General features: G+C 60.3%; 18 protein-coding genes. 8 read left to right on the top strand and 10 right to left on the bottom strand.

Annotated features, from left to right (window positions below; genetic code table 11):
• Window positions 1-37 precede the first annotated feature (37 nt).
• From yeiB to AAE045_RS12405, 3 genes are all read right to left on the bottom strand, one after another.
• The gene (yeiB, locus tag AAE045_RS12395) at window positions 38-1195 is read right to left on the bottom strand and encodes a DUF418 domain-containing protein YeiB (RefSeq protein ID WP_455547990.1); all 1158 of its coding nucleotides are present in this window, start codon (window positions 1193-1195) and stop codon (window positions 38-40) included.
• A 20-nt stretch (window positions 1196-1215) separates the two neighbouring features.
• Window positions 1216-1881: a tunnelling fold family protein gene (folE, locus tag AAE045_RS12400; RefSeq protein ID WP_455425158.1), complete on the bottom strand. Its 666-nt coding sequence runs from the start codon at window positions 1879-1881 to the stop codon at window positions 1216-1218.
• Between the two features lie 118 nt (window positions 1882-1999).
• On the bottom strand, window positions 2000-3124 hold the full coding sequence (locus tag AAE045_RS12405; RefSeq protein ID WP_455547991.1) for a YbfB/YjiJ family MFS transporter: 1125 nt from the start codon (window positions 3122-3124) through the stop codon (window positions 2000-2002).
• Between the two features lie 107 nt (window positions 3125-3231).
• Between AAE045_RS12405 and fghA the strand changes: the two genes are divergently transcribed.
• The gene (gene fghA / locus AAE045_RS12410; RefSeq protein WP_455547992.1) at window positions 3232-4062 is read left to right on the top strand and encodes an S-formylglutathione hydrolase; all 831 of its coding nucleotides are present in this window, start codon (window positions 3232-3234) and stop codon (window positions 4060-4062) included.
• A gap of 78 nt (window positions 4063-4140) precedes the next feature.
• Here fghA and cirA read toward each other — a convergent pair whose 3' ends face one another.
• Together cirA and AAE045_RS12420 are read right to left on the bottom strand one after the other, a co-directional pair.
• Window positions 4141-6123, bottom strand: a complete 1983-nt coding sequence (gene cirA, locus AAE045_RS12415; RefSeq protein ID WP_455547993.1) for a catecholate siderophore receptor CirA — start codon at window positions 6121-6123, stop codon at window positions 4141-4143.
• Between the two features lie 239 nt (window positions 6124-6362).
• Window positions 6363-7832, bottom strand: a complete 1470-nt coding sequence (locus AAE045_RS12420) for an amino acid permease (protein ID WP_455547994.1) — start codon at window positions 7830-7832, stop codon at window positions 6363-6365.
• Between the two features lie 450 nt (window positions 7833-8282).
• On the opposite strand from AAE045_RS12420, the gene AAE045_RS12425 reads away from it, so the two are divergent.
• Window positions 8283-8903, top strand: coding sequence for a response regulator transcription factor (locus tag AAE045_RS12425; protein ID WP_202302932.1), 621 nt, complete (start codon window positions 8283-8285; stop codon window positions 8901-8903).
• 54 nt (window positions 8904-8957) lie between these two features.
• On the opposite strand, the gene AAE045_RS12430 is transcribed toward AAE045_RS12425, so the two are convergent.
• Genes AAE045_RS12430 through AAE045_RS12445 form a run of 4 tightly spaced genes read right to left on the bottom strand, consistent with a single transcriptional unit; the run spans window position 8958 to window position 13751 of the window.
• On the bottom strand, window positions 8958-9779 hold the full coding sequence (locus tag AAE045_RS12430) for an alpha/beta fold hydrolase (protein WP_202302934.1): 822 nt from the start codon (window positions 9777-9779) through the stop codon (window positions 8958-8960).
• 51 nt (window positions 9780-9830) lie between these two features.
• Window positions 9831-11459 carry an MFS transporter gene (locus AAE045_RS12435; RefSeq protein WP_455547995.1) on the bottom strand — a complete coding sequence of 543 codons (1629 nt, stop codon included), beginning with the start codon at window positions 11457-11459 and terminating at the stop codon, window positions 9831-9833.
• Window positions 11443-11874, bottom strand: coding sequence for a DoxX family protein (locus AAE045_RS12440; RefSeq protein ID WP_202302938.1), 432 nt, complete (start codon window positions 11872-11874; stop codon window positions 11443-11445). Before AAE045_RS12440 ends, AAE045_RS12435 begins: the two co-directional genes overlap by 17 nt.
• A 2-nt stretch (window positions 11875-11876) precedes the next feature.
• A complete protein-coding gene (locus AAE045_RS12445) occupies window positions 11877-13751 on the bottom strand; it encodes an amidohydrolase (protein ID WP_202302940.1) in 1875 nt (624 codons plus the stop codon).
• A 312-nt stretch (window positions 13752-14063) separates the two neighbouring features.
• Here AAE045_RS12445 and AAE045_RS12450 point away from each other — a divergent pair, with 312 nt between their 5' ends.
• Genes AAE045_RS12450 through AAE045_RS12470 form a run of 5 tightly spaced genes read left to right on the top strand, consistent with a single transcriptional unit; the run spans window position 14064 to window position 21338 of the window.
• Window positions 14064-14750 carry a hydrolase gene (locus AAE045_RS12450; RefSeq protein ID WP_202302942.1) on the top strand — a complete coding sequence of 229 codons (687 nt, stop codon included), beginning with the start codon at window positions 14064-14066 and terminating at the stop codon, window positions 14748-14750.
• Window positions 14751-14803: 53 nt separating this feature from the next.
• On the top strand, window positions 14804-15025 hold the full coding sequence (locus AAE045_RS12455; RefSeq protein ID WP_455547996.1) for a DUF1427 family protein: 222 nt from the start codon (window positions 14804-14806) through the stop codon (window positions 15023-15025).
• Window positions 15025-15300, top strand: a complete 276-nt coding sequence (locus AAE045_RS12460) for a DUF1427 family protein (RefSeq protein ID WP_202303244.1) — start codon at window positions 15025-15027, stop codon at window positions 15298-15300. Before AAE045_RS12455 ends, AAE045_RS12460 begins: the two co-directional genes overlap by 1 nt.
• Window positions 15301-15320: 20 nt before the next feature.
• On the top strand, window positions 15321-15704 hold the full coding sequence (locus AAE045_RS12465; protein WP_455547997.1) for a response regulator transcription factor: 384 nt from the start codon (window positions 15321-15323) through the stop codon (window positions 15702-15704).
• A gap of 27 nt (window positions 15705-15731) precedes the next feature.
• Window positions 15732-21338 (top strand): AAA family ATPase, encoded by a 5607-nt coding sequence (locus tag AAE045_RS12470; RefSeq protein WP_455547998.1) that lies wholly within the window; start codon window positions 15732-15734, stop codon window positions 21336-21338.
• Here the strand turns inward: AAE045_RS12470 and yieE are convergent.
• Entirely contained in the window at window positions 21335-22207 is an 873-nt protein-coding gene (gene yieE, locus AAE045_RS12475) for a DNA-binding transcriptional regulator YeiE (RefSeq protein WP_455547999.1), read from the bottom strand. The genes AAE045_RS12470 and yieE overlap by 4 nt on opposite strands.
• A gap of 103 nt (window positions 22208-22310) precedes the next feature.
• Between yieE and AAE045_RS12480 the strand changes: the two genes are divergently transcribed.
• Window positions 22311-23360: a YeiH family protein gene (locus AAE045_RS12480; protein WP_455548000.1), complete on the top strand. Its 1050-nt coding sequence runs from the start codon at window positions 22311-22313 to the stop codon at window positions 23358-23360.
• Window positions 23361-23412 lie beyond the last annotated feature (52 nt).

Consider the following 23412-nt stretch of genomic DNA (forward strand, 5'->3'; position numbering starts at 1 on the left):
GTTACATACAATTCGTTAACCTTTGTGATGCAAGTCATTATCTTGCGGAAGGCTTTAATGAAACACCCGCAGCACGTGCGGTTAACTGACGCCACAGCCACTCCACCGGTCCCTGATGGAAGCGGCGCAGCCACAGGACGGAGAAGAGAATATTGACCGCCCAGACGACGGGCACCAGGGCCAGCAGCTGCAGGCGGTCGAACTTCATAAACAGGTCGAAGCGGTAGAATAATGTCGTGCAGATAAGCGTTTGCAGCAGATAGTTAGACAGGGCCATGCGGCCAACGCAGGTGATTGCCGCTGCCAGACGCAGCTTAGACAGCCACGGCCAGAAGCCGAAGGCCAGCGCGGCATAGCCAGCCGTCTGAAACGGCGCGCTCAGCTCGCGGGGAGCCTGAAGAATAAACGCGCACCAGCGATAGCTCCAGTCTAGGTGCCACTGGGCGTAAATCCCCGGCAGGTTAATCGCCATTCCCACCGCAACCAGCCAGAATCCCGTGCGGCGATAGTGCTGCAAACTGTACTGCCCTTTCAGCCAGCCGCTGCGCATCAGCGCGCCGCCGAGCAGCATCATGCCTGCCAGCTGCCAGCCGTACTGTGCGCCCAGCGCCAGCAGGTTCGAAGAAAGCAGGTCGGAGCGGTTGCTGATGGCCTCCACGCCGCCGTTCAGCTTCCAGAACGCTTCATACTGGATGTTCGCAGCGTCCGGTAGCCAGGAACGGTTGGGCGCGTTGCCTGATATAAAGCCCAGCAGCAGCAGCACGCCGACCCCGATAAGGTAAAGCAGCGCCCCGGTATTAAAGAGCTGCCTCGTCGTCGGCGCGTCGCGGATCATCCGCCAGCAGATTAGCCCCACCAGCCCGTAGGCCAGCAGAATATCGCCGTCCCACAGCAGCAAAGCGTGCATAAAACCGAGCAGAACGAGCAGCGTCAGGCGTGACTGGATCCAGCGCTTGCCGCGATGTAACAACATCTGCAGCCCTGCGCCAAACAGCAAAGCAAATAGGGTGAGGAATTTGACCTGCGCGAACAGGTCGAGCACGGCCCATGTCCAGGCGTCGCTCAGGGAAACGGAGCCGGACCAGGCGGGATTGATATACGCCGCCTTTGGCAGGCCGAAGGCGACGATATTCAGCAGCAGAATACCCAGGATGGCGACGCCACGAATAAAATCCAGCGTGACATTTCTTTCCATGGTTCCTGCCCGTTTAACAGTTAGCTATGACGAACGGCGCGCAGGAACTCCTGGCGCGTGTTCTGGCTGGATTTAAACAGCCCGCCCAGCGAGGTGGTGGTGGTGGCGCTGGTCGCGTCCTGCACCCCACGAGCCTTCACGCAGTAATGGACTGCATCAATAGATACCGCCACATTGTTGGTGCCAAGCAGAGTTTGCAGGGCAATCAGGATCTGCTGGGTTAAGCGCTCCTGAACCTGCGGGCGCTGGGCGAAGAACTGCACGATGCGGTTAATCTTCGACAGGCCAATCACCGTCTCTTTCGGGATATAGGCCACGGTGGCCTTTCCGTCGATGGTCACGAAGTGGTGTTCGCAGGTGCTGGTCAGGGTGATATCACGCACCGTCACCATCTCATCAACCTTCATCTTGTTCTCGATGACGGTAATTTTCGGGAAGTTCGCGTAATCCAGGCCGGAGAAAATCTCATCGACATACATTTTGGCGATGCGGTGCGGCGTCTCCATCAGGCTGTCGTCGCTCAGATCCAGATTCAGCAAATGCATGATTTCCGTCATATGTCCGGCAATCTCGCGCTTGCGGGTTTCGTTGTCCATTTCACGAACCGGCGGACGCAGCGGCGTTTCCAGCCCGCGCGCAACGAGGGCCTCGTGAACGAGAGCGGCTTCGTGACTTAATGATGGCATGTCGTTTTTTCTCCTGCAGGTGTGGCTGACCTCTGCCCTACGTGGGACAAAGTGTGCGCTCATTGTGCGTGAGCGCGCTCGCATAATCCAGTGGCGGCGGGGATAATTATTGAAATCGTCAATACCTTTTCCAGACCAGCGCGCCGCCGATAAGTAATGCTGCCCCGGCGACGTACAGCGCCGGTTCCAGCTGATGTGTTAAAGCCGTTGATAATGCGGATAATGCAGGCCCGATAAGCTGACCGATGGCGTAGCCCGTGGTCAGCAACCCGGCCAGGTATCTCGTGTGTTGCGGTGCCATTTCGCGGCCATACTGCAGCGAAAGCTGTACCGCGCAGAGGAACCCGCCGCCGACCAGCACGGCCCCCAGCACCAGGCCCGTCATGCCGGGCACTAAATCAGAGGCGAAGACCCCGACCGCCTGCAGCCAGAGCACCAGAGCCAGGCGCTGATTGCTGTGCAGCAGATGGCGCGTGGCAATGCCGATGGCGATGCCCACCACCGCTGCCCCGCCGAAAATAGGCCAGGCGAACTGCGCAAAGACGCTGGCCGGGAAGCGGGCCGCCGCCATCTGCGACAGGAAGGTAGCGGGCAGAATATAGCCGAAACCGGCGAGGCTGTAGCTCCAGACCAGACGTTTAAGCGGCGCGTTCAGCACCAGCGGCTCCGGCGCAGTTTCAGGACGGTGCAGCTCCCCTTTCCGGGGCAGATTGCGCGCAATAAGGAGCACCAGGACAAGCGCCAGAACGCCATACACCAGCCAGGCCTCCCGGGCGGTAAGATTCAGGCTATGAATCCCTGTCGCCAGCAGGCCGCTGATGAAGATCCCTGCCCCCGGCCCGGCGAACACCGCGGCGCTTAAGCCCGGCTTACCCAGCCGCGCCAGCTGTTCGTTGCTCCAGGCGGCCACCAGCACCATTGCCCAGCCGCTCGCCCAGCCAACCAGAAAGCGTATAACCGCGTGCCAGAGCGCGGAATCGACGGTGGCAGAAAGCAGCGTCAGAATAGCGGCTCCCCACACCCCGGCCATCAGGCGGAGCTCTACGCGGCGATGCGCGCGCATGGCATCCCACGCGCCGACCAGATAACCTAAATAGTTGATTGCGGCGACCAGTCCCGCGCTGGTTAAGGTAAGCTGACCTTCTGACATCATCAGCGGCACCTGTGGGGTGAAAGCAAAGCGGCCTATGCCCATCGCCACCACCAGCACCAGAAAACCCGTTAACGCGATACGTGCCGCCACACCGACCTCAATTGTTACAATACCGTTGTCAGCATGATGCAGCATAGCTAGACTGGGTTGAAGTGAAAATTGTTCAACGATACTGAATATAATTAAGGAACCTCTGGATGGAACTCCTCGAAGAACATCGCTGTTTTGACGGCTGGCAGCAGCGCTGGCGCCATGATTCGGCGCTACTCAACTGCCCAATGACGTTCAGTATTTTTCTGCCGTCGCCGCGCACCACGCCCCCACCCGTCCTCTACTGGCTTTCAGGCCTGACCTGCAACGATGAAAACTTCACCACCAAAGCAGGCGCACAGCGCGTGGCGGCAGAGCTGGGGATCGTGCTTGTCATGCCGGACACCAGCCCCCGCGGCGACGGCGTGCCTAACGACGAGAGCTACGACCTGGGCCAGGGCGCGAGCTTCTATCTGAACGCCAGCGAACAGCCGTGGGCGGAGCATTTCCGCATGTATGATTATATTTGTGACGAGCTGCCCGCGCTGATCGCCGACAACTTCAGCATCAGCGAAAAGGCCTCCATTTTCGGCCATTCCATGGGCGGACACGGCGCGTTAAGCATCGCGTTAAAAAATCCGGGCCGCTTCCGTTCCGTTTCCGCGTTCGCGCCTATCGTCAACCCAACCCGCGTGCCGTGGGGGCAAAAAGCGTTTGCAGCCTATCTGGGCAATAACGAAAGCGAGTGGCAGAAGTGGGACAGCTGCTGCCTGCTGATGGCGGCGGATCCGGCGGATGCGATCCCGACCTTAATCGATCAGGGTGATGCGGATCAGTTCCTGGCGGATCAGCTGCAGCCCGCCCAGCTTGCCGAAGTGGCAAGGCAAAAAAACTGGCCGTTAACCCTGCGCGTTCAGCCGGGCTACGACCATAGCTACTATTTTATTGCTTCCTTCGTGGAGGACCATTTACGGTTCCACGCGGAGCATCTGGCTTAGCATTCTGAACCCGGCGGATGACGCTGATGCTTATCCGCCCTATGGACTCTCCCCCCAATGGGAGAGAGTCCGGGAAAATCAGAACGAGTAATCCACCGCCGCGAAGTAACGACGACCGTCTTCGTTATAGCTGTAGTCGTCGCGGTTCAGGTCTTTGTCCAGCAGGTTCAGCACGCCCGCGCGAAGCTTGACGTTTTTCGTCGCTTTCCACGCCGCGCCGGTATTCCAGATAACGTAGCCGCCAGGCGTTGCAGCATTCTGCGTTAACGCACGCTTCTCGCCGGTGTAGTTAGCCGAAACGTAGAATGACCAGTCATCCACCGGCACCCAGTCAACGGTTCCGTTGGCGGTATGGAACCCCATGTTTTGCAGCGGCTTGTTGCCGCCGTCGCTGAGATCGCGCCCGTCGTTATAGGTGTAGTTCAGCGTCAGCTTCCACTGGTCGCTGAACGGCACTTTCACTTCGGTTTCCACGCCGCGAATGCGCGCCTTGTTGACGTTGTAGTATTTAAAGATCGGATTGCCGTTGCTGTCGAAACCAACGAAGTTCGGGTAAGTCGGCGCTTCCGTTCTGCTGGCGGTACGGTTGATGCCAATCATATCGTCGACGTTGTTCTGGAAGGCGGTCACGCTGCCCGTTACGCCGTCTAAAATCCCTTCGTCACCGGCAAAGTACAGGCCCAGCTCGAAGCTTTCGCTGGTTTCCGGCTTCAGATCCGGGCTGCCGATAATCTTACAGCTGCCGCGGCAGGAGTTGCTGCTCCAGTCCGGGCTAAGCTGCAACAAAGAAGGCGCTTTAAACGCCGTCGCCCAGCCGCCTTTTACCGTAACGGTATCGGTCGCGCTATAGACCAGGTACGCACGCGGGCTCCAGTGGTCGCCGTAGGTTTCGTGATCGTCCATGCGCACGCCGGTGGTCAATGACAGCGGCTCGAAGATGCGCCATTCGTCTTCCACAAACAGGGCGTACTGGCTGGCGGAGGTGGCGGAACTGCTGCCGCCGGTCAGGTTAACCGGGTCGGTGAGCTTATCGTGACGCCATTCGCCGCCGAAGGTCAGCAGCTGGTTAATCTCGCCCAGCGGCAGGGTCAGCTTGCCGTCAACGCTGTTGTTGCGGGCGGTAATAGGATCGCTGTTGCCGGGGTTCAGGTTATCCACTTTGTCGCCGTAGAAGCGCAGCTCGGTATTACCGTAGTCCCAGCGGCCGTTGTGGGAAAGAGAGTAGTCCTGGCGCTCCATGCGGTTTTTGTTCAGCGAGTCGGAATCGCGGTCCTGGCGGTCAAAGCCGTAGCCAAAAAGAACTTCCTGATTATCCGTTGGCGTCAGCGTGAACTCCGTGCTGGCGCCGCGCGTGGTGTAGCCTTCAATGCGCGGCGTTTCGCCAGAAGCGGCCGTATCGGACGGCTCCTGCTTATCTTTTTCACGCTTGCCGAGGTTGCCGTACACTTTTACGCCCAGCAGGTCGTCAATCAGCGGCCCGCTGGTAAAGAAGTTGCCGTTATAGGCATCACCGCGATCGCGGTTTTCCTGAATGGTTGAATCCAGAGAGACGGTGCCGTGCCACGCCTTGCCCACTTTGCGGGTGATAATATTCACCACGCCGCCCAGCGCATCGGAACCGTACAGGGAGGACATCGGGCCGCGCACCACTTCGATACGCTCAATGGCATCCACCGGGATCCAGTTGAGGTCGAAGTCGTTGTGGCGGAAGACGGCGTTGCGGGAGTTGACCCGCTTGCCATCCACCAGGATCAGCGTATAGCTGCTGCTCAGGCCGCGAATGCTGACGCCCTGGCGGTTATCGCCCTCGTTGGTCAGCTGCACGCCGGGCACTTCCTGGAGCACGTCTTTCAGGTTCTGAATCGGTTTCTTTTGCAGGTCTTCCTGCGTGATTACGCTGATACTGGCGGGGGCATCTTTGAGGTTTTGTTCGGTCGCTGAAGCGGTCACAACCACGGTGTCTTCACGACTCTCTTCGCGCTCAACCGCTGCGGCTGGAAACGCCAGCGTGATAACCGACGCGCACAGTCCTCCCCGGACGATGGGATTCAACCTTAACATTCCTTTTCTCTCCATGAGGTAAATACAACAAAGTCTTACGTTGAATGCGCTCACATTCCTTGCTGCGCCATCCGCTACTTTGGCGGGCGGCTGCGGTCGTGCTAAAAAACTGCCGACACCATAAATTAAATGATAATGATTATCAATTGAATTGTTAATATTTACTACGGAGGGGGGAATGATGGAGAGAGGGGTAAAGAAAAGGGCGCGAAAATCGCGCCCTTTTTCACCGGTAAAGCTTATTTCTTAACGCTTGCCGGGAAGGTCATTTCGCTGTACTTCACGAAACGCGTGCCCTTGGTGATCCTGTAGCCGAACCAGATGGCGAGGAACAGCGGGATGCCGATATAGGTCGCCATGACGCCGCCCCAGTCTATGGTATCGGCCAGGAATGCTTCGTAGTTCTGGCCCAGCGTGATGATCAGGCACAGCACGAAGGCGAACATTGGCCCCAGCGGGAAGAAGCCGGAGACGTACGGCAGATCTTTAATGTCGTAGCCCTGCTTCACGTAGCCGCGACGGAAACGGTAGTGGCTGATGGCAATGCCCAGCCAGGCAATGAACCCGGTCATCCCCGAGGTGTTAAGCAGCCACAGGTAAACGGTCTGGTTGCCGAACATGGAGGTCAGGAAGCACAGCGCGGCAATCACGGTGGTTGCATAGAGCGCGTTACGCGGTACGCCGCCTTTAGAAAGCTTAGAGAAGATACGCGGCGCTTTGCCATCGCACGCCAGGGTGTAAAGCATACGGGTGGACGCATACATGCCGGAGTTGCCCGCAGACAGCACCGCGGTCAGGATCACGGCGTTCATGATTGCCGCCGCTGACAGCAGGCCAGCGTGCTGGAAGACCAGGGTGAACGGGCTGACGCCGATGTCTTTCACGTCGTTACGCAGCAGGCTCGGATCGGTATAAGGAATGATCAGGCTGATAATCAGGATGGCGAACACGTAGAACAGCAGGATACGCCAGAATACCTGACGCACCGCGCGGGGAATGTTCTTGCCGGGATCTTCAGACTCGCCCGCGGCAATACCAATCAGCTCGGTACCCTGGAAGGAGAAGCCGACTATCATCGCCACCCCAATCATCGCCGAGAAGCCGCCCGCGAACGGCGCATCGCCAATCGACCAGTTGCTCCAGCCCGCAGGCTGCTCGCCTTTGAAAATGCCGAAGATCATCAGTACGCCAACCGCAATAAAGATGATGACGGTGGTCACCTTGATCAGTGAGAACCAGTATTCCGCTTCGCCAAAGCCTTTTACGGAGATGTAGTTGAGCAGGAACATGATGCCGAGGAACAGCGCGCTCCAGATCCAGCCCGGGGTGTCCGGGAACCAGTAGTTCATCACCAGCTGCGAGGCCACGAGGTCAACGGCGATGGTCACCGCCCAGTTGTACCAGTAGTTCCAGCCCAGCGCGAAGCCGAAGCCTTCTTCTACGTACTGCTGACCATAGGTCGCAAAGGAGCCGGAGACCGGCATATAGGCAGCCAGTTCGCCCAGGCTGGTCATCAGGAAGTAGACCATCAGGCCGATGAGCATGTAGGACAACAGCGCGCCGCCGGGGCCCGCCTGAGAAATGGTCGCCCCAGAGGCGACAAAAAGCCCCGTGCCGATGGAGCCGCCAATGGCGATCATCGTCAGGTGGCGCGCTTTTAGCTCACGACGTAAGCCAGGCGCTTGTGTGGTTTTATCTTGAGAAACCATAGAATATTGCGGTCCATCCAAAAAATGAGGCGAGATTGTAGCAAAACAACCCGCGACATATAGCGTAAATGACGGGTTATAAGAGAGCTTCATGATCGACGGCGGATTATAAGTAAAGCACTTATCGGTGGCTTTACCCGCATTTCTGGCTATCTTTTAGACAGCGGCCTCGCGCGGCTTCAGGGCTGTCTTATTTTTGACATCCTTTCCTGCTTATTCTGAGCCCGGTGCAATAAAGCGGATCGCAGCAAAGCCGCTGATATAACTTAGCAACGCCTGTTAATCCGATCGGATATATCCTGCTGATTTAGTTGGTAATGATAATTATTATGTTATTATCATATATTCATGACGTTAATCATTTCAGTCACCCCATGCGGTCTGACTGATTGATGCTGTGCCCGCAGTTTGCGCAGCAGCGCCTGCCAGGCCTGGCCACTGAGGAAGATTATGGACCACATCGTTTATGTCGTTGATGATGACCAGTCGGTCAGGCAATCGATTGTCCGGCTGCTGGACTCGGCGGACTACAGCGCCGCTGATTTCGCCTCCGCCGACGCCTTTCTTGCCCACCCCTTCGCCGACCTGCCCGGCTGCGTGATTTTAGATATGCAGATGCCCGACAGGGACGGGCTTGAGGTAGTCGAGGCGCTGAAGGCCTGCGGGCGGGAAATGCCGATCATCTTTCTCACCGGCTACGGCACCATTCCCCTCTCGGTGCAGGCGATGAAAGCCGGAGCCTGTGAGTTTCTGACCAAGCCGGTCAACGCCGACGATCTGCTCCGCGCGGTGCAGGAAGCGCTGACGCTGGCGGCGGAAAACTCGGATCGGCTGCGGGATTTTCACAGCCTTAAGCAGCGCCATCTGACCCTCACTCCGCGCGAACAGGAGGTGCTGGCGCTGACGATTCAGGGACTGCTGAACAAGCAAATTGCCGCCGAGCTGGGGGTAAGCGAAATCACGGTGAAGGTCCATCGCCGCAGGGTGATGGATAAAATGCAGGTGCGTTCGCTGGCTGATTTAGTGCGCCACGCCGAACGCCTGAATATCAATAAAGCCAAAGCTTCCTGAAGTCCCGTCGGCTGGAGTAAAGGCAGGGCCTCGTGCGCCCTGCCCTCATTCTGATTAACGTGCCTGCAGGAAGGCCAGCAGATCCTGATTAAGCTGCTCCTGGTGCGTCACCGCGAAGCCGTGCGGCGCATTCTCATACACCTTCAGCTCCGCTCCGCGAATCGCCTCGGCCGCCGCCCTGCCCGTCGTCTCGAACGGCACGATCTGATCGTGGCTGCCGTGGATCACCAGCGTCGGCACATCTACTTTCGCCAGATCGTCGCGGAAGTCGGTTTCCGAGAACGCCGTGACGCAGTCAATCGTCCCCTTCAGGGAGGCCAGAAGCGCGATATTCAGCGTCTGGGTCAGCACGCCCTCGGACACCGTCTGGCCCGCGTTGGTGCCGTAAAACGGCGCGGCAAAGTCGCTGATAAACTGCGCGCGGTCTTTGCGCAACCCGTCGCGGATACCCTCGAACACCGAAAGGTCAACGCCGTTCGGGTTGGCGGCGCTTTTACCAAATACCGGCGTCACCGCCCCCAGCAGTACCAGGCCCGCAAGGCGCTCGTTGCCGTAGCGGCCGATATAGCGCGCCACGTCCCCGCCGCCCATGGAGAAGCCGACCAGCGTCACCTCACGCAGATCGAGCTGGGTGATGAGGTCGTTAATATCCGACGCGAACGTATCATAGTCATAGCCCGTCCACGGCTGCTCTGAACGACCAAAGCCACGGCGGTCGAAGGCGATAACGCGGTAGCCCCGCTCGGCCAGATAGTTAAGCTGGCTGTCCCACATATCCGCATCCAGCGGCCAGCCGTGGCTGAACAGCACCGGCTTTCCCGTTCCCCAGTCTTTGTAATAAATCTGCGTGCCGTCTTTGGTTTTGATGGTGCTCATGGTGTACCCCTATGTTGGTGTGTGTTGTGAACAGGTCGGCGCCCCGGCGAGTCAGGCCGGAGCCACCAGATAACGCACCACGGGACGAGCTTCGCCCTGGTGATAAAGCTGGACGCGGCGTTCAATTTTCCGGTCGTTCATGGTGTAGCGCTCTTCCTGGCGCAGGTGCTCAACCCACGAGCCGACCAGAAAGGTTTCGACGAAGATGCCCGGCTGCAGAATGTCCTCATACACCGACCAGCTCATCGCCCCGCCCCGCCGCCGCACGCGGCGCATATCCTGCATGCAGACCGTAAAGCCACGGGCGTCTTCCGGCCTGATGAGATATTCGTAGCTCACCATCACCGGACCGCGATCCAGGCGGACGTCCAGCTCGATTGCCGCCAGGTTGTCGCTGCTGGCCTCAAGATTAAGATCCGGGTCTTTATTCAGCCGCCAGCGAAGGACGGTGGCGCTGCCGAGCACCATGCCCAGGGCCGCCGCGCAAAGCGAAGCCGCGATGCCGTAGTGGGAGGCGATCTGGCCCCACAGGGCGCTGCCCAGGGTCATCGACCCGAAGAAAACGGTGAGATAAACCGCCAGCGCGCGGGCCTTCACCCACTTAGCCGCGCTGCGCTGGGCGCCGAGGTTGAGCGTCGAGAGCACCGCAATCCAGGAAAATCCGGTAAAAAACTCGCAGGCGTTAAGCAGCCAGAAATGCCGCACGAAGGCCAGAGCGAGCATGGTGGCGGCAAACATCAGGCTTGCCAGCACCATCAGACGGTCAGGATTAAAATGCGTGCGCAAACGCGGCAGCATCACCGCGCCGAAAATCGCGCCCAGCCCGATAGAGGCCAGCATGATGCCGTAGCCGCCGGGGCCAAGGCCCAGCTCGCGGCGGGCAACCAGCGGCAACAGCGCCCAGCCCGCGCTGCCAAACAGGAAAAAGGCGACGGTGCGGGCCAGCACGTTTCGCAACACCGGCGCGGCGTGAACGTAGCGCACCCCGGCGCGCACGGCGGAGAAAAAGTTTTCCGCGGGCAGCCGCTGGACGGCGGGTTCGGTTTTCCAGCGGTACAGCACCCAGGCCACGCCCAGCACCGACACCGCGTTCAGGGCGAACACGACCCAGGCTCCGGCAAAAGAGAGGATCAGCCCGCCCAGCGCCGGGCCGATGGCGCGGCTGATGTTAATCCCCAGCGAGTTCAGCGCGATGGCCGCGCCCAAATCCTGTCTGCTCACCAGATCCGGCACGATCGCCTGAAAAGGCGGGGAGCTCATGGCCGCCCCGGTGCTCATCAAAAAGGCGGCGATCAGCAGTACGGCAGGCGTCACCAGCCCCGCCACCGACAGCAGCGTCAGCCCGACGGCGGCGATTAAGGTCCACAGCTGGGAAAACAGCAGGTATTTACGTCGGTCAACAATATCCGCCATCACCCCGGACGGCAGCGCGAAGAGAAACATCGGCAGGCTGCTGGCCGCCTGGATCATCGCCACGGACAGCGGGTCGGCGCTGAGCGTGAGCATCGTCCAGTTCATGCCCACATCGTTCATCCATGAACCGATGTTGGAGACGACGGTGGCTATCCACAGCATGCGGAACACCCGCTGGCGCAGCGGCTGCCAGGGGGAACCTGTTACTCCGCCCGCCTCCGTCAGCGCCTCGGCGCTGACGTGGTGAACCTCATTTACCGTTGCCATACCGCCACTCCTGTCGTCTGTCCGCGCCAATACGCCAGCCTCCCGGTCCGGTTAGCGCAAGCGTGGTAAAGATGATGAGCAGCAGCCAGCCGAACTGCCCTTCGGCAACGCTCCAGCCGGGATGCACCACCAGCATCGCCACCAGCAGCACGGCGATGATCGGCAGGCAGGCCAGGCGCGCCCGGTAGCCGACGATAATAAACAGCGGGCAGATGACCTCGGCGAAAATAGCGGGCAGCAGGCTCATGTACGGCCCCATGCCGAAAGGATCCTCGATGCGCGTCAGCTCTTCGCTGAAGTGAAACACCTTCGGCAGCCCGTGCACGTAAAGCAGCAGCAGGCTCCCCGCCAGGCGCAGGAAGAACAGCCCAAGGTCGATCCGGGGCGGGAAAGAGACGTTCGATGAACTCTTCATGATTAAAACGCAAAGCAGCTGCAGCCGAGCGCGCCCCAGAATGCAGAATCATCCGCAACGGGTACGCCTGCGCCGCGGGCGAGATCGTGATTATGAGTATGCACGCCACACGGGCCGGAACAGTGGTGCGCCTGGGGCATCATGCCAGCCCGGCTAGCCACAGGCGGCGCGGCACGATAGTGCCCCGGGACGTTAACCACCGGCGACCACTCCGGCAGGACCGGAATCGACGGCGGCGACAGCGGCCCGAACGCGCCTGCGGCATAGACAATATTGCCGTCAACGACCGTCAGCACGGATTCGATGCCTTTGATCTCTTCTTCGCGGACGCGGAAATAGTCCTGGCTGAGCACCGCCATGTCCGCCAGCTGCCCTTTTTTGATCTGCCCTTTTTTGCCCTGTTCGCTGGAGAACCACGCGCTGCCCTGGGTCCAGAGCATCAGCGCGGTTTCGCGATCCAGCCGCGCGTTGACGTCATACATCTGCATGCCGCCGACGGTGCGCCCGGACACCAGCCAGTACAGCGCCGTCCACGGGTTATAGCTTGCTACGCGGGTAGCATCCGTTCCCAGCCCCACCGGCACGCCGGTTTCCAGCATGCGGGCAACCGGCGGCGTGTGGCGGGTCGCTTCGATACCGTAACGCTCGGCAAAATATTCGCCCTGGAATGCCATGCGGTGCTGAACGGCAATGCCCCCGCCCAGCTCCTTAATACGGTCGATATTTTTCTGGGTGACGGTCTCGGCGTGGTCAAAGAACCAGTGCAGGCCGTTGAACGGAATATCGCGGTTAACCTTTTCAAACACGTCCAGCATGCGGCTGATGGATTCGTCGTAGGTGGCGTGCAGGCGGAACGGCCAGCGGTGTTCCACCAGATGGCGCACCACGCGCTCCAGCTCGTCCTCCATACCCGGCGCAAGATCCGGGCGCGGCTCGAGGAAATCTTCGAAGTCGGCGGCGGAAAAGACCAGCATCTCGCCCGCGCCGTTGTGGCGGAAGTAGTCGCTGCCCTGGCCCGGCGTCAGCATGTCGGTCCACTTTTCGAAATCTTCCAGCTCGTGGCCGGGGCGCTGGGTAAACAGGTTATAGGCGATGCGCAGGGTCATCTGCTTCTTCTGGTGAAGTTCGGCTATCACCTCGTAATCTTCCGGGTAGTTCTGGAAGCCGCCCCCCGCGTCGATGGCGCTGGTCAGCCCCAGGCGGTTCAGCTCGCGCATAAACTGGCGGGTGGAGTTAATCTGCTGCTCCAGCGGCAGCTTCGGCCCTTTGGCTAAGGTAGAGTAAAGGATCATCGCGTTAGGGCGGGCAATCAGCATCCCGGTCGGGTTGCCGTTGCCGTCGCGCTGGATCTCACCGCCCGGCGGGTTTGGCGTGTCTTTGGTGTAGCCCACAACCTTCAGCGCCGCGCGGTTCAGCAGCGCACGGTCATAGAGATGCAGAATGAAAACGGGCGTCTCCGGCGCGGCCTCGTTAATTTCATCCAGCGTCGGCATGCGGCGTTCGGCAAACTGGAACTCCGTCCAGCCGCCCACCACGCGAACCCACTGCGGCGAAGGCGTGCGCAGCGCCTGCTCTTTCAGCATCCGCAGCGCGTCGGCCAGCGACGGCACGCCCTCCCAGCGCAGCTCAAGGTTGTAATTCAGGCCGCCGCGAATCAGGTGCAGGTGCGAATCGTTAAGCCCCGGAATGGCCGCGTGCCCCTTAAGGTCGACTACCTTCGTCCCTTCGTCGTGGTGCTGCATCACCTCGGCGGTGGTGCCCACTTCAATAAACTTTCCGTCGCGGATCGCCACCGCTTCCGCCAGCGGGTTTTCGCGGTCGACGGTGTGAAACTGCCCGTTAACCAGAATTAAATCAGCTTTGCCCAGCGCAACCATACATCCTCCACTCTCAGGTTTCCGGTTCGGGCAGCCGCCCTCCCGGAGAAGAATACGGGCCGCAACGGGCCACGTGAATGGAGGTGAGTATGTGAATGAGGGTCAGAAAAGACTAGTTATACAAAGGGATAGTTATACCAAAGTATAGTTATACCTGAGGATAGTTATACCATCAGATAATAGTTTTACCCGGCTGGCCGACCTACCATTCAGCCCGTCGATAGCCTTCATTCACGGCGGCTGTCCCGGCTGTCGCTGCGCCAGAAGCGCGGCGGTTTTGATACTTTTAACCTCATACCAACGGGTAATTTTATGACAACCTCTAAGCTTGAAGTCCTCACGCCTGCCAACTGTCAGATGATTTTTATCGATCAGCAGCCCCAGATGGCCTTTGGCGTGCAGTCCATCGACCGCCAGGTGCTGAAAAACAACACCGTCGCCCTGGCGAAGGCCGCTAAGGTCTTTAATATTCCGACGATTATTACCACCGTTGAAACCGAGAGCTTCTCGGGCAATACCTATCCCGAGCTGCTGGACGTGTTCCCCGGCAAAGATATCCTTGAGCGCACCTCAATGAACTCCTGGGACGACCAGAAGGTCCGCGACGCGCTGGCGGCAAACGGCAAGAAGAAAGTCGTGGTCTCCGGCCTGTGGACGGAAGTGTGCAACAACAGCTTCGCCCTGTGCGCCATGCTGGAAGGCGACTATGAAATTTACATGGTGGCGGACGCCTCCGGCGGCACCTCCAAAGAAGCCCATGATTACGCCATGCAGCGCATGATCCAGGCCGGCGTGATCCCGGTAACCTGGCAGCAGGTGATGCTGGAGTGGCAGCGCGACTGGGCGCACAAAGAGACCTACAACGCCGTGATGGACATCGTTCGCGAACACTCCGGCGCTTACGGTATGGGCGTTGATTATGCCTATACCATGGTGCACAAAGCCCCTTCCCGCCAGAAGAGTGAGCACACCACTCTCGCTGCGGTAGCCGCGCGCTAATCCGCTCCGCTGACCGGCAGCAAACCGGTCAGCCTGCCCTGTGGAGAATTAAGATGAGTGCAGGACTGCTATCCCTGTTCGCGGGCGTGGTAATTGGCCTGCTGTACGCCCTGCTGAAGGTCCGTTCACCGGCTCCGCCCGCCGTCGCGCTGGTGGGCCTGCTGGGCATGCTGGCCGGTGAGCATCTGACTTCCGAAATGCTCAGGCCGGTACAGACGGCGGCGCAGCAAAGCTGTCAGCTGCCGTCCGCGACCTGCGCCGAAAGAGGTAAATAATGAAGACATGGCTTGTTTCTCTGGCCGTTGGCCTGCTGGCCGGCGCGCTTTACGCCGCGGCGGATATTCATTCACCGGCACCGCCGGTTATCGCCCTGCTCGGCTTATTCGGCATGCTGGTTGGGGAGCAAATTATCCCGATAGCCCGCAGGCTTTTCAGCCGCCAGCCGCTGACCCTCGCCTGGTTCCGCCACGAATGCGTGCCTAAAATCAGCGGCACCCCGCCGCCCGCAGTCGCCACGTCAGACGCCGAGGGCCGCAAGCTCCAGCGATGACCGGTGAGAGGAATGACCCGATGACGCTGCCGCAGCGTATTGCCATTGTCGATGACGAACCTTCCGTACGCAGCGGGTTGAGCAACCTGCTGCGCTCCGACGGCTATTCAACGGCCTGCTTTGCCTCCGCCGAGGCGCTACTGGCCGATCCCGGCGCGCTGGCGGACGCCGCGCTGCTCGTGATTGATATCAAGCTAAAAGGCATGAGCGGCTTCGAACTCTTCAACCATATGAAAACTCACGCCGCCTCCGCTGCGCCGGTCATTTTTATCTCCGGCCACGGCGACGAGCAAATGCAGCGGTACGCTCTTGAGCAGGGCGCCGCTGCTTTTTTACGTAAGCCCATCGACATTGAGCAGCTGCTGAACCATATTCAGAACGAGCTAAGACCCGGTAAAACATAATAAGAACGCATCGCGTGAGACCCCCTAATGAATAACAAGCCGACCCCGTCCGACCGTGCCGTTCTTGCCGACCTTCAGGAAGGGCAGCTATTTTCCTTCAGGGACGACGTGATTTTTACGTCGCTTATCAGAGAAGGCAGCATCGCCTGGATGAACGGCAGGCACCCCTTTTCAGACGGAGCCTTTATTCTGGCGACCGCCGTGAGCGATGAGGCGGAGCCGGACGCGACGCAGCTGCTAAAAAATGAGTTTGCGCTGCGCCCCTGGCTGTCCAGCGCCTGGGCCGTGAAGCCCGCAGCCTGCACCCAGTATCGCGGCCGCTACGCCCTGGTTTATCCGACCTTCTCCTTCGAACCGCTGACGCGGGTGACGGGCCAGCCGATGAGCTGCATCGCCAGCTTCCTGGCGCTGGCCATCCGCATTTGCCATCCGCTGCGCCTGATGCACATGCGTAACCTGATTCACGGCGACATCAAGCCTGGCCATATCTTTCTCAACGGCGACGCCGCCTGCCGCCTCGCGGGCTTCGGCCTGACTACCGGCACCTCGAAAGAGCTGAAGCAGGCCCGGCTCGCTTTCTCCGGCGGCACGCTTGCCTATATGTCACCGGAGCACACCAACCGCACCCAGCGGCCGGTGGACAGCCGCAGCGATCTTTATAGCCTCGGCATTGTGCTGTACGAGCTGCTGACGGGGACGCTGCCCTTCGACCTGAGCGCCGGGGGGCTGGCCGAGTGGGCGCATCATCACATCGCCTCTGAACCCCGCCCGCCGCATCTCGTCAGAAACACGATTCCGGTGATGCTTTCCGGCATCATTCTGCGCCTGCTCGCCAAGTCGCCGGATAACCGTTACCAGACCGTGGATGGCCTGGTGGCGGATTTGCGCCGCTGCCAGGCCACGCTCGACGAAAACAGCGACATCCCGCCTTTTACGCCGGGGTTACAGGATCTTTCCCCGGAGGTGCATCTCACCGACACGCTGTACACCGCGCATCCGCAGTCGCGGGAGCTTGTCGCGGCCTTCGACGAGGTTAATCAAAGCGGTAATCACCTGCTGGTGGCGATCGGCGGTCCGTCCGGGATCGGTAAGTCCTCCCTGATTGCCTCAGCCCTGAAGGAGCTGCAGAACAGGCATGCTCTGCTCGCCATAGGCAAGGTCGATCAGTTTTCCGCTTCGCTGCCTTACGGCGTGCTGACTTCTGCGTTCCGTTCGCTGACGCTGACCCTGCTCGGCCTGCCCGCTGAAGAAGTTGCGGTATGGAAGATGCGCCTCTCGCGCGCCCTTGAAGGCTACGAGGGGCTGGCGATTAATCTTGTTCCCGAACTGGGGCTGCTGATTGACGCGAAGTCCCACCGCGCGCCCGATCCGCTGTCGACGGATGCCAGGGCGAGATTTGATCATATGGTGCTGAACCTGGTCACTACCTTTGCCACGCCGGGCTGCCCGCTGATCCTGCTGATAGACGATCTGCACTGGATTGACACCGCCAGCCTGCACGTCCTGACATTTATCCTGAAAAACAGCGCCGCGCTGCCGCTGCTGATGGTCATTGCCCTGCGGGAAGGCGCAGCGCCAGACAAGAGCGGAGTTTCCGGCGCGCTGGAACAGCTGTCCGGGGCCGCGCAGCGGCTAAAGGCGATTGCCCCAGCCCCGCTGTCGGTGAAGGCCATCGCCCGCTGGCTGGCGGATGTTTTCCAGCAGCGCTCGGCGGACACCCCGGACCTTGCCAGACTGATCCATGAGAAAACAGGCGGTAATCCGCTCTTTTTGCACGAGTTCTTCAAGCGCATCGTGGAGGACGGGCTGGTTACCCACAGCAAATACCAGGGGAAATGGCACTACGATCTGGCGGCGATCCGGGCGCGCCATTACACCGAAAACGTCGTCAGCCTGGTGCTTCAGCAACTGGAGAAAATGCCGCCGGAGACCCGCAGGCTGCTGGGAAGCCTCGCCTGCCTCGGCAGCCGGGGCGAGCTGGATACCGTCAGCCGCGTGCTGAGCATCTCCGATGCCGATATCCGCTATCAGCTGCATCCTGCCGTCACGGCGCAGCTGCTTACCCTGTCGACGGACGGCTGGGCCTTTACCCACGACAAGGTGCAGGAGGCGGCTTTTGCCCTGCTGGACAGCGCCGAAAAAGGCCGTCTGCATCTCACCACCGCCAGCATTATGGCGGAGGCCTCCCGGCTGGCAGCGGGCAACGAAATGCTGTTCCGCGCCATCCACCACGTCTCGGCGGCGATAGACTGCGTTCAGCCGCCCGCGCAGCGCAAAATGTTCCGCGAGCTGAGCATGCTGGCGGCGCAGCGGGCCAGGCGGACCGGCGATTACCTGTCGGCGCTGCGCTATCTGCAGACCGCAAGGGCGCTGGAGGGCGGCGCTGCCGAAAACGCTGCCGACCTGCGGCTGGAGCTGGAGGAAGCCGAGTGCGAGTTTTTACTCGGCAACCTCGCCGCCGCCCGCCAGCTTTGCGATCGGCTGCTGGGCTCCCCCGGCGGGATGACGGAGAAAGTCGCCGCCGCCAACCTGCTGGCAGAAATTCACATGCGCCAGTCCGACAACCAGCTGGCGCTGGAAACCACCCTGTGCTGGCTGTCCGTTTCCGGGATTTCCATCGACCGCCATCCTGATGCCAGCGGATGCAACGCGGCCTGGGAGGCGCTCAACAATCGCATCGGCGATAACCCGGCGGCGGTGTTTGCCCACCTGCCGGAGATGGCCCATCCCGAAACGGAAGCGGTGATGAACCTGCTGTCCAGCGCCAGCATCTTCGCCAGCTTCAGCAACCCGCACCTGCACTTCATGCTGCTGTGCCAGATGCTGCACCTTACGCTTGAGCGCGGCGTGACCGGAGCTTCAACCTCCGCAATGGGCTGGTTCGGCGTGCTGATTGGCGAACGCTACGCCGAGTACCGGCTGGGCTTCAGGTATGCCCGGCAGGCCCGTGAATTAGTCGAGCGCCACGGCTTCAGCGCCTGCGAAGCCAAAACCCTGCTGCCGCTTGACCAGCTCAGCGTCTGGACGCAGCCGCTCTCCTATACCACCGAATGCGCGAAAGCCTGCTTCACGGCGGCGGTCACCCACGGCGATTTAACCATCGCCTCGTTTGCCGCCTGCCATCAGGTGATCAACTTTTTAAGCCGTGGCGATCACCTGGATAACGTGCTGACCAGCGTCGAGCGCGGGCTGGCCTTCGTGCGCAAAACCCAGTTCCAGGACGTGGAGCGCATCCTGCTGCTTCAGCGCCACTACGTGGACTACCTCAGAAAACCGCCGGTGGGCAGCTGGGAAAGCGCGGAGGCGCTGCCCGACAGCCTGCTGCCCGTGGCGCCCGAACAGGCTCCGCAGCAGATGTCGACGCTTATCTTCTGGTTCTGGCTGTACCGTGGCATGGCGCACTTCATCTCCGGCAGCTACCCGCAGGCGCAGAACGCGCTGGACCAGGCCGCTTCTTTCGCCTGGTCGGCCCCCGGACACATCCATCAGCTGGATCTGCACCTCTACAGCGCCCTGACCCTCACCGTGCAGCTGACGCCGGAAACCTTCACCGCGAAACACCGGCGCAGGCTGGAAACCCACCACCACAAGATTGCCCTCTGGGCGCGCATTAACCCTGAGACGTTCGCCGATAAAGAAGCGCTGGTCTACGCGGAGATTGTTCGTCTTGACGGCATGAACAGCATTGCCCTGGAACAGTACGAAAAAGCCGTGCGGCTCTCCCGTGAAGCGGGATTCAACCCCGGCAACGCGCTGGCGCACGAGCTTGCCGGACGCTTTGCCTCAAGCTGCGGCTACCACACGGCGGCGGACGCGCATTTTCGCGGCGCGATGGCGGCCTGGGGGCGCATCGGCGCGCAGGCGAAGGTGAACCAGCTCATGCAGGCCTATCCCCATCTGGTTTCCGTGGCGCCAGCGACCCCCTACGACACCATCGCCTTCGCCCAGAACGAAGAGATTCGCGATCTGCAAAGCGTGATCAAAGCCTCCCGCGCGCTCTCGGAGGAGATCAATCTTGAACGATTAATTGAGATCCTGATGACCATGCTGCTGGAGCGGGCCGGAGCACAGCGCGGGCTGCTGATTCGCGTGCTGGACAACAATATTCCCCAGGTAGAAGCGAGCGCGCTGACCAGCAGCGACGGCGTGCGGGTGCGCATCCTCAGGGATATGCCGATGGCGAGCGATATGCCGCTGTCGGTGCTGGCGGCGGTGATCCGTACCGGGCAGGAGATCCGTACCGGAAAACCCGAAGAGTTCAGCCCCTTCTCGCAGGACCCCTATCTGGTGACCTCCGGCGCAGCGGTGCTCTGCGTGCCGATGTTTAAGGGTGCACGGCTGGTCGGGGTGCTGTATCTGGAAAATCGCCTGATGCCCGAGGTCTTTACCGCCGAGCACTCTAAGGTCGTCAGCCTGCTCGGGGCGCACGCCGCCGTCTCCCTTGAAACGGCCCGGCTGTATGCCGAGCTGCTGGAGGAGAACATTCAGCGCCGCCGGGTGGAAAAAGAGCTGCGCGCAAGCCAGACCTCGCTGATGCTGGGGGAGCAGATCAGCCATACCGGCAGCTGGCGCTGGGAGATTGAGCAGGACCTGATGTTCATGTCCGAAGAGTACGCCCGCATCCTCGGCCTGCCGGAGAAGCAGAAGATGATTTCCATGGCGGAATTTCTGACCTTCGTCCACCCGGACGACTATCTGCGCGTCAGCGAAGTGGTCACCGACGGGGTGCGCGACGGGCTGACGCTACAGGCAGAATTTCGCATCGTGAATGCCCAGGGAAACATGCGCTACATTCTGGGCATCGGCAGCCCGGTGGGGGTAGGCACCGAGATCTACGAATATTACGGCACCATCACCGATATCACCACGCAGCGGCAGGCGGAAGATGCCGTCAGGGTGGCCCAGGCGGAGTTGGCCCGCGTGTCCCGCGCGACCACCGTCGGCCAGCTTACCTCTTCCATCGCCCACGAGATTAATCAGCCTCTGATGTCGATAGTCTCGAACGCGGGGGCCAGCCTGCGCTGGCTGAATCACGACCCAATCAGACACGATAATATTCGCGCCGGACTGGAGGAAATCGTCGCGGAAGGCCAGCGCGCGGGGGAGATAATCCGCAGCATCCAGGCCCTGACGCGCAAGCGGGAATCCCACTTCTGCCGCATCGACCTGCACTACCTGGTGCGCCACATTATGACGCTGTCGCGCAGCGAAATTGAACAACGAAGGGTGGCCGTGGAGTACGAACTGAAGGCCGACAGGAGCTTTATTTTTGCCGACAGCGTGCAGATCCAGCAGGTGCTCATCAACCTGGTGATCAACGCCGTGGAGGCGATGGCCGATGTCTCTGGCCGCACCCGCACGCTGCGCATAGTCACCGGTAACCCCGATGAGGCCTCGGTGGCCCTGCACGTTACGGACAACGGCACGGGCCTGCCTCCTGAAGTCCGGGAGCGGGTTTTTGATTCGTTTTACACCACTAAGGCGCAGGGCATGGGGATGGGGCTGACCATCAGCCATTCCATTATCGAACGGCACCAGGGCAGGCTGACGGCGCAGCCGAACGTTCCCCACGGCAGCTGTTTCAGCTTCACGCTGCCGACGAAGGAGCGCGAGGCTTCACCGGATGGGGGTTAAACCGATTCCTCGCAGTAGCGCAAAAAACGCTGCAAAGCATTCGAGATATGCTTCTGGCGATGATGGATGCGGTAAAGCGTGCGCTTAAGTTTGGGCAATGGCACCTCGACCTCCACCAGCGAGCCGGTTTCCAGCTGCTCCTGGATTACCCGGCGGGACAGGCAGCTGATGCCAAGGCCGTGGCGCACCGCGTGTTTGATGGCCTCCGAATTGCCCAGCTCCATGCCCAGATGGAACTGCGGCAGATGGGAGAGCAGCAGGTAGTCCACGATTTCACGCGTGCCTGAGCCTTTCTCGCGCAGGATCCACTGCTGCTTCGCCAGCGACTCGAGGGTTACAGGCTCTTTCAGCAATGGGGCTGAAGGTGCCGCAAAGACGACCAGCTCGTCCTCCAGCCAGGGTTCGGTGACCAGCTCGGTCATATGGCTTGGGCCTTCGATCAGGCCGATATCGACGCGGAAATCCGCCACCGCATTGATCACGTCCTGGCTGTTGCCGACGCTCATCTCCAGCGGCAGCGCCGGGAAATCACGGCGATAGCGGGCGATCATCTCCGGCAGAATATAGTTGCCGATGGTGCTGCTGGCGTAGACGCGAATCGCGCCGTTGGCTTCGCGGAAGAGCTGTTCTATTTCTCCTGCCTGCTCGAGCAGGCCCACCACGCGCGGGTAAAGCAGCCTTCCGTGCTCGTTCACCACCAGCCGCTTGCCCACGCGGTCAAACAGCTGAACGCCAAGCTGCCCTTCCAGATCGGATAGCGCCGCGCTGACGGCGGACTGCGACAGGGCCAGCATCTGCGAGGCCTGGGTGGTAGAGCCGCTTTTTAATACCTCAGCAAAAACTTCTAACTGCCGCAGCGTGATGTGCATTGCGTTTCGCCTTAACACTTATTTCGATTGATTATAAATATATAATCAATTTTATTTTTAAGCCAGCCCGCCCTATCCTTTTGCCATCACAAAGGAGAAGGCTATGACTGCACACACTATTCCCGCACCGCGTCACACCCTGCGGCATTTCCTGCCAGGGCTGGCGCTGACCGGTATCATTACTGCATTTGCTCTGTGGATGGGCAATATCCCGTCCGTTGCCGGGCTTGGGCTGGGCGCGCTGACGCTGGCTATTTTATGCGGCATGGTCGTCGGTAATACCCTGTACCCAAAAATCTGGCAGCAGTGCGACGGCGGCGTGCTGTTCGCTAAGCAGCATCTGCTGCGCCTGGGGATTATTCTTTATGGCTTCCGTCTGACGTTTTCGCAAATCGCCGACGTCGGCGCCAGCGGTATTATCATCGACATTCTGACCCTGACCAGCACCTTTACCCTCGCCTGCTGGCTTGGGCAGAAGGTGTTTGGGCTGGATAAACAAACCAGCTGGCTGATTGGCGCGGGCAGCAGCATCTGCGGTGCGGCAGCGATTCTGGCCACCGAACCCGTAGTCAAAGCGGAGGCCAGCAAAGTCACCGTGGCCGTAGCGACCGTGGTTATCTTCGGGACGCTGGCGATATTCATCTACCCGATGATTTATCCGTTCGTCACCCAGTGGTTTACGCCTGAAACCTTCGGGATTTATACCGGCTCGACCATGCATGAAGTTGCGCAGGTTGTTGCTGCGGGCCATGCCATCAGCCCGGAAACGGAGAACGCGGCGGTGATCGCCAAAATGCTGCGCGTCATGATGCTGGCACCGTTCCTGATTTTCCTTGCGGCGCGCGTTAAGCAGCTTGCTCCGGCTGGTGCGGCACAGGCGAGCAAAATCACCATCCCGTGGTTCGCCGTGCTGTTCATCGTGGTCGCCATGTTCAACTCGTTCCACCTGCTGCCCGCAGGCCTGGTGAACGCGCTGGTAACGCTGGATACCTTCCTGCTGGCGATGGCGATGGCGGCGCTGGGCCTGACCACCCACATTGGCGCGCTGAAGAAAGCCGGGGTGCGTCCTCTGCTGATGGCGCTGGTGCTGTTCATCTGGCTGATCGTCGGCGGCGCGGCCATTAACCTGGGCATCCACCATTTAATGGCCTGATGAGAGAAATTTACCTGCTAACCCGCTATCATTGCGTTTTCCCGGTAGCGGG

This window comes from Dryocola clanedunensis (genome assembly GCF_038405435.1).
Classification (GTDB): Bacteria; Pseudomonadota; Gammaproteobacteria; order Enterobacterales; family Enterobacteriaceae; genus Dryocola; species Dryocola clanedunensis_A.

Coding starts and splice junctions, on each gene's coding strand:
- fghA (WP_455547992.1), top strand. CDS start 3,232: ATGGAACTCCTCGAAGAACATCGCTGTTTTGACGGCTGGCAGCAGCGC.
- AAE045_RS12420 (WP_455547994.1), bottom strand. CDS start 7,832: ATGGTTTCTCAAGATAAAACCACACAAGCGCCTGGCTTACGTCGTGAG.
- AAE045_RS12450 (WP_202302942.1), top strand. CDS start 14,064: ATGACAACCTCTAAGCTTGAAGTCCTCACGCCTGCCAACTGTCAGATG.
- AAE045_RS12425 (WP_202302932.1), top strand. CDS start 8,283: ATGGACCACATCGTTTATGTCGTTGATGATGACCAGTCGGTCAGGCAA.
- AAE045_RS12430 (WP_202302934.1), bottom strand. CDS start 9,779: ATGAGCACCATCAAAACCAAAGACGGCACGCAGATTTATTACAAAGAC.
- AAE045_RS12460 (WP_202303244.1), top strand. CDS start 15,025: ATGAAGACATGGCTTGTTTCTCTGGCCGTTGGCCTGCTGGCCGGCGCG.
- AAE045_RS12465 (WP_455547997.1), top strand. CDS start 15,321: ATGACGCTGCCGCAGCGTATTGCCATTGTCGATGACGAACCTTCCGTA.
- yeiB (WP_455547990.1), bottom strand. CDS start 1,195: ATGGAAAGAAATGTCACGCTGGATTTTATTCGTGGCGTCGCCATCCTG.
- cirA (WP_455547993.1), bottom strand. CDS start 6,123: ATGTTAAGGTTGAATCCCATCGTCCGGGGAGGACTGTGCGCGTCGGTT.
- AAE045_RS12470 (WP_455547998.1), top strand. CDS start 15,732: ATGAATAACAAGCCGACCCCGTCCGACCGTGCCGTTCTTGCCGACCTT.
- AAE045_RS12445 (WP_202302940.1), bottom strand. CDS start 13,751: ATGGTTGCGCTGGGCAAAGCTGATTTAATTCTGGTTAACGGGCAGTTT.
- folE (WP_455425158.1), bottom strand. CDS start 1,881: ATGCCATCATTAAGTCACGAAGCCGCTCTCGTTCACGAGGCCCTCGTT.
- AAE045_RS12480 (WP_455548000.1), top strand. CDS start 22,311: ATGACTGCACACACTATTCCCGCACCGCGTCACACCCTGCGGCATTTC.
- AAE045_RS12440 (WP_202302938.1), bottom strand. CDS start 11,874: ATGAAGAGTTCATCGAACGTCTCTTTCCCGCCCCGGATCGACCTTGGG.
- AAE045_RS12435 (WP_455547995.1), bottom strand. CDS start 11,459: ATGGCAACGGTAAATGAGGTTCACCACGTCAGCGCCGAGGCGCTGACG.
- AAE045_RS12455 (WP_455547996.1), top strand. CDS start 14,804: ATGAGTGCAGGACTGCTATCCCTGTTCGCGGGCGTGGTAATTGGCCTG.
- yieE (WP_455547999.1), bottom strand. CDS start 22,207: ATGCACATCACGCTGCGGCAGTTAGAAGTTTTTGCTGAGGTATTAAAA.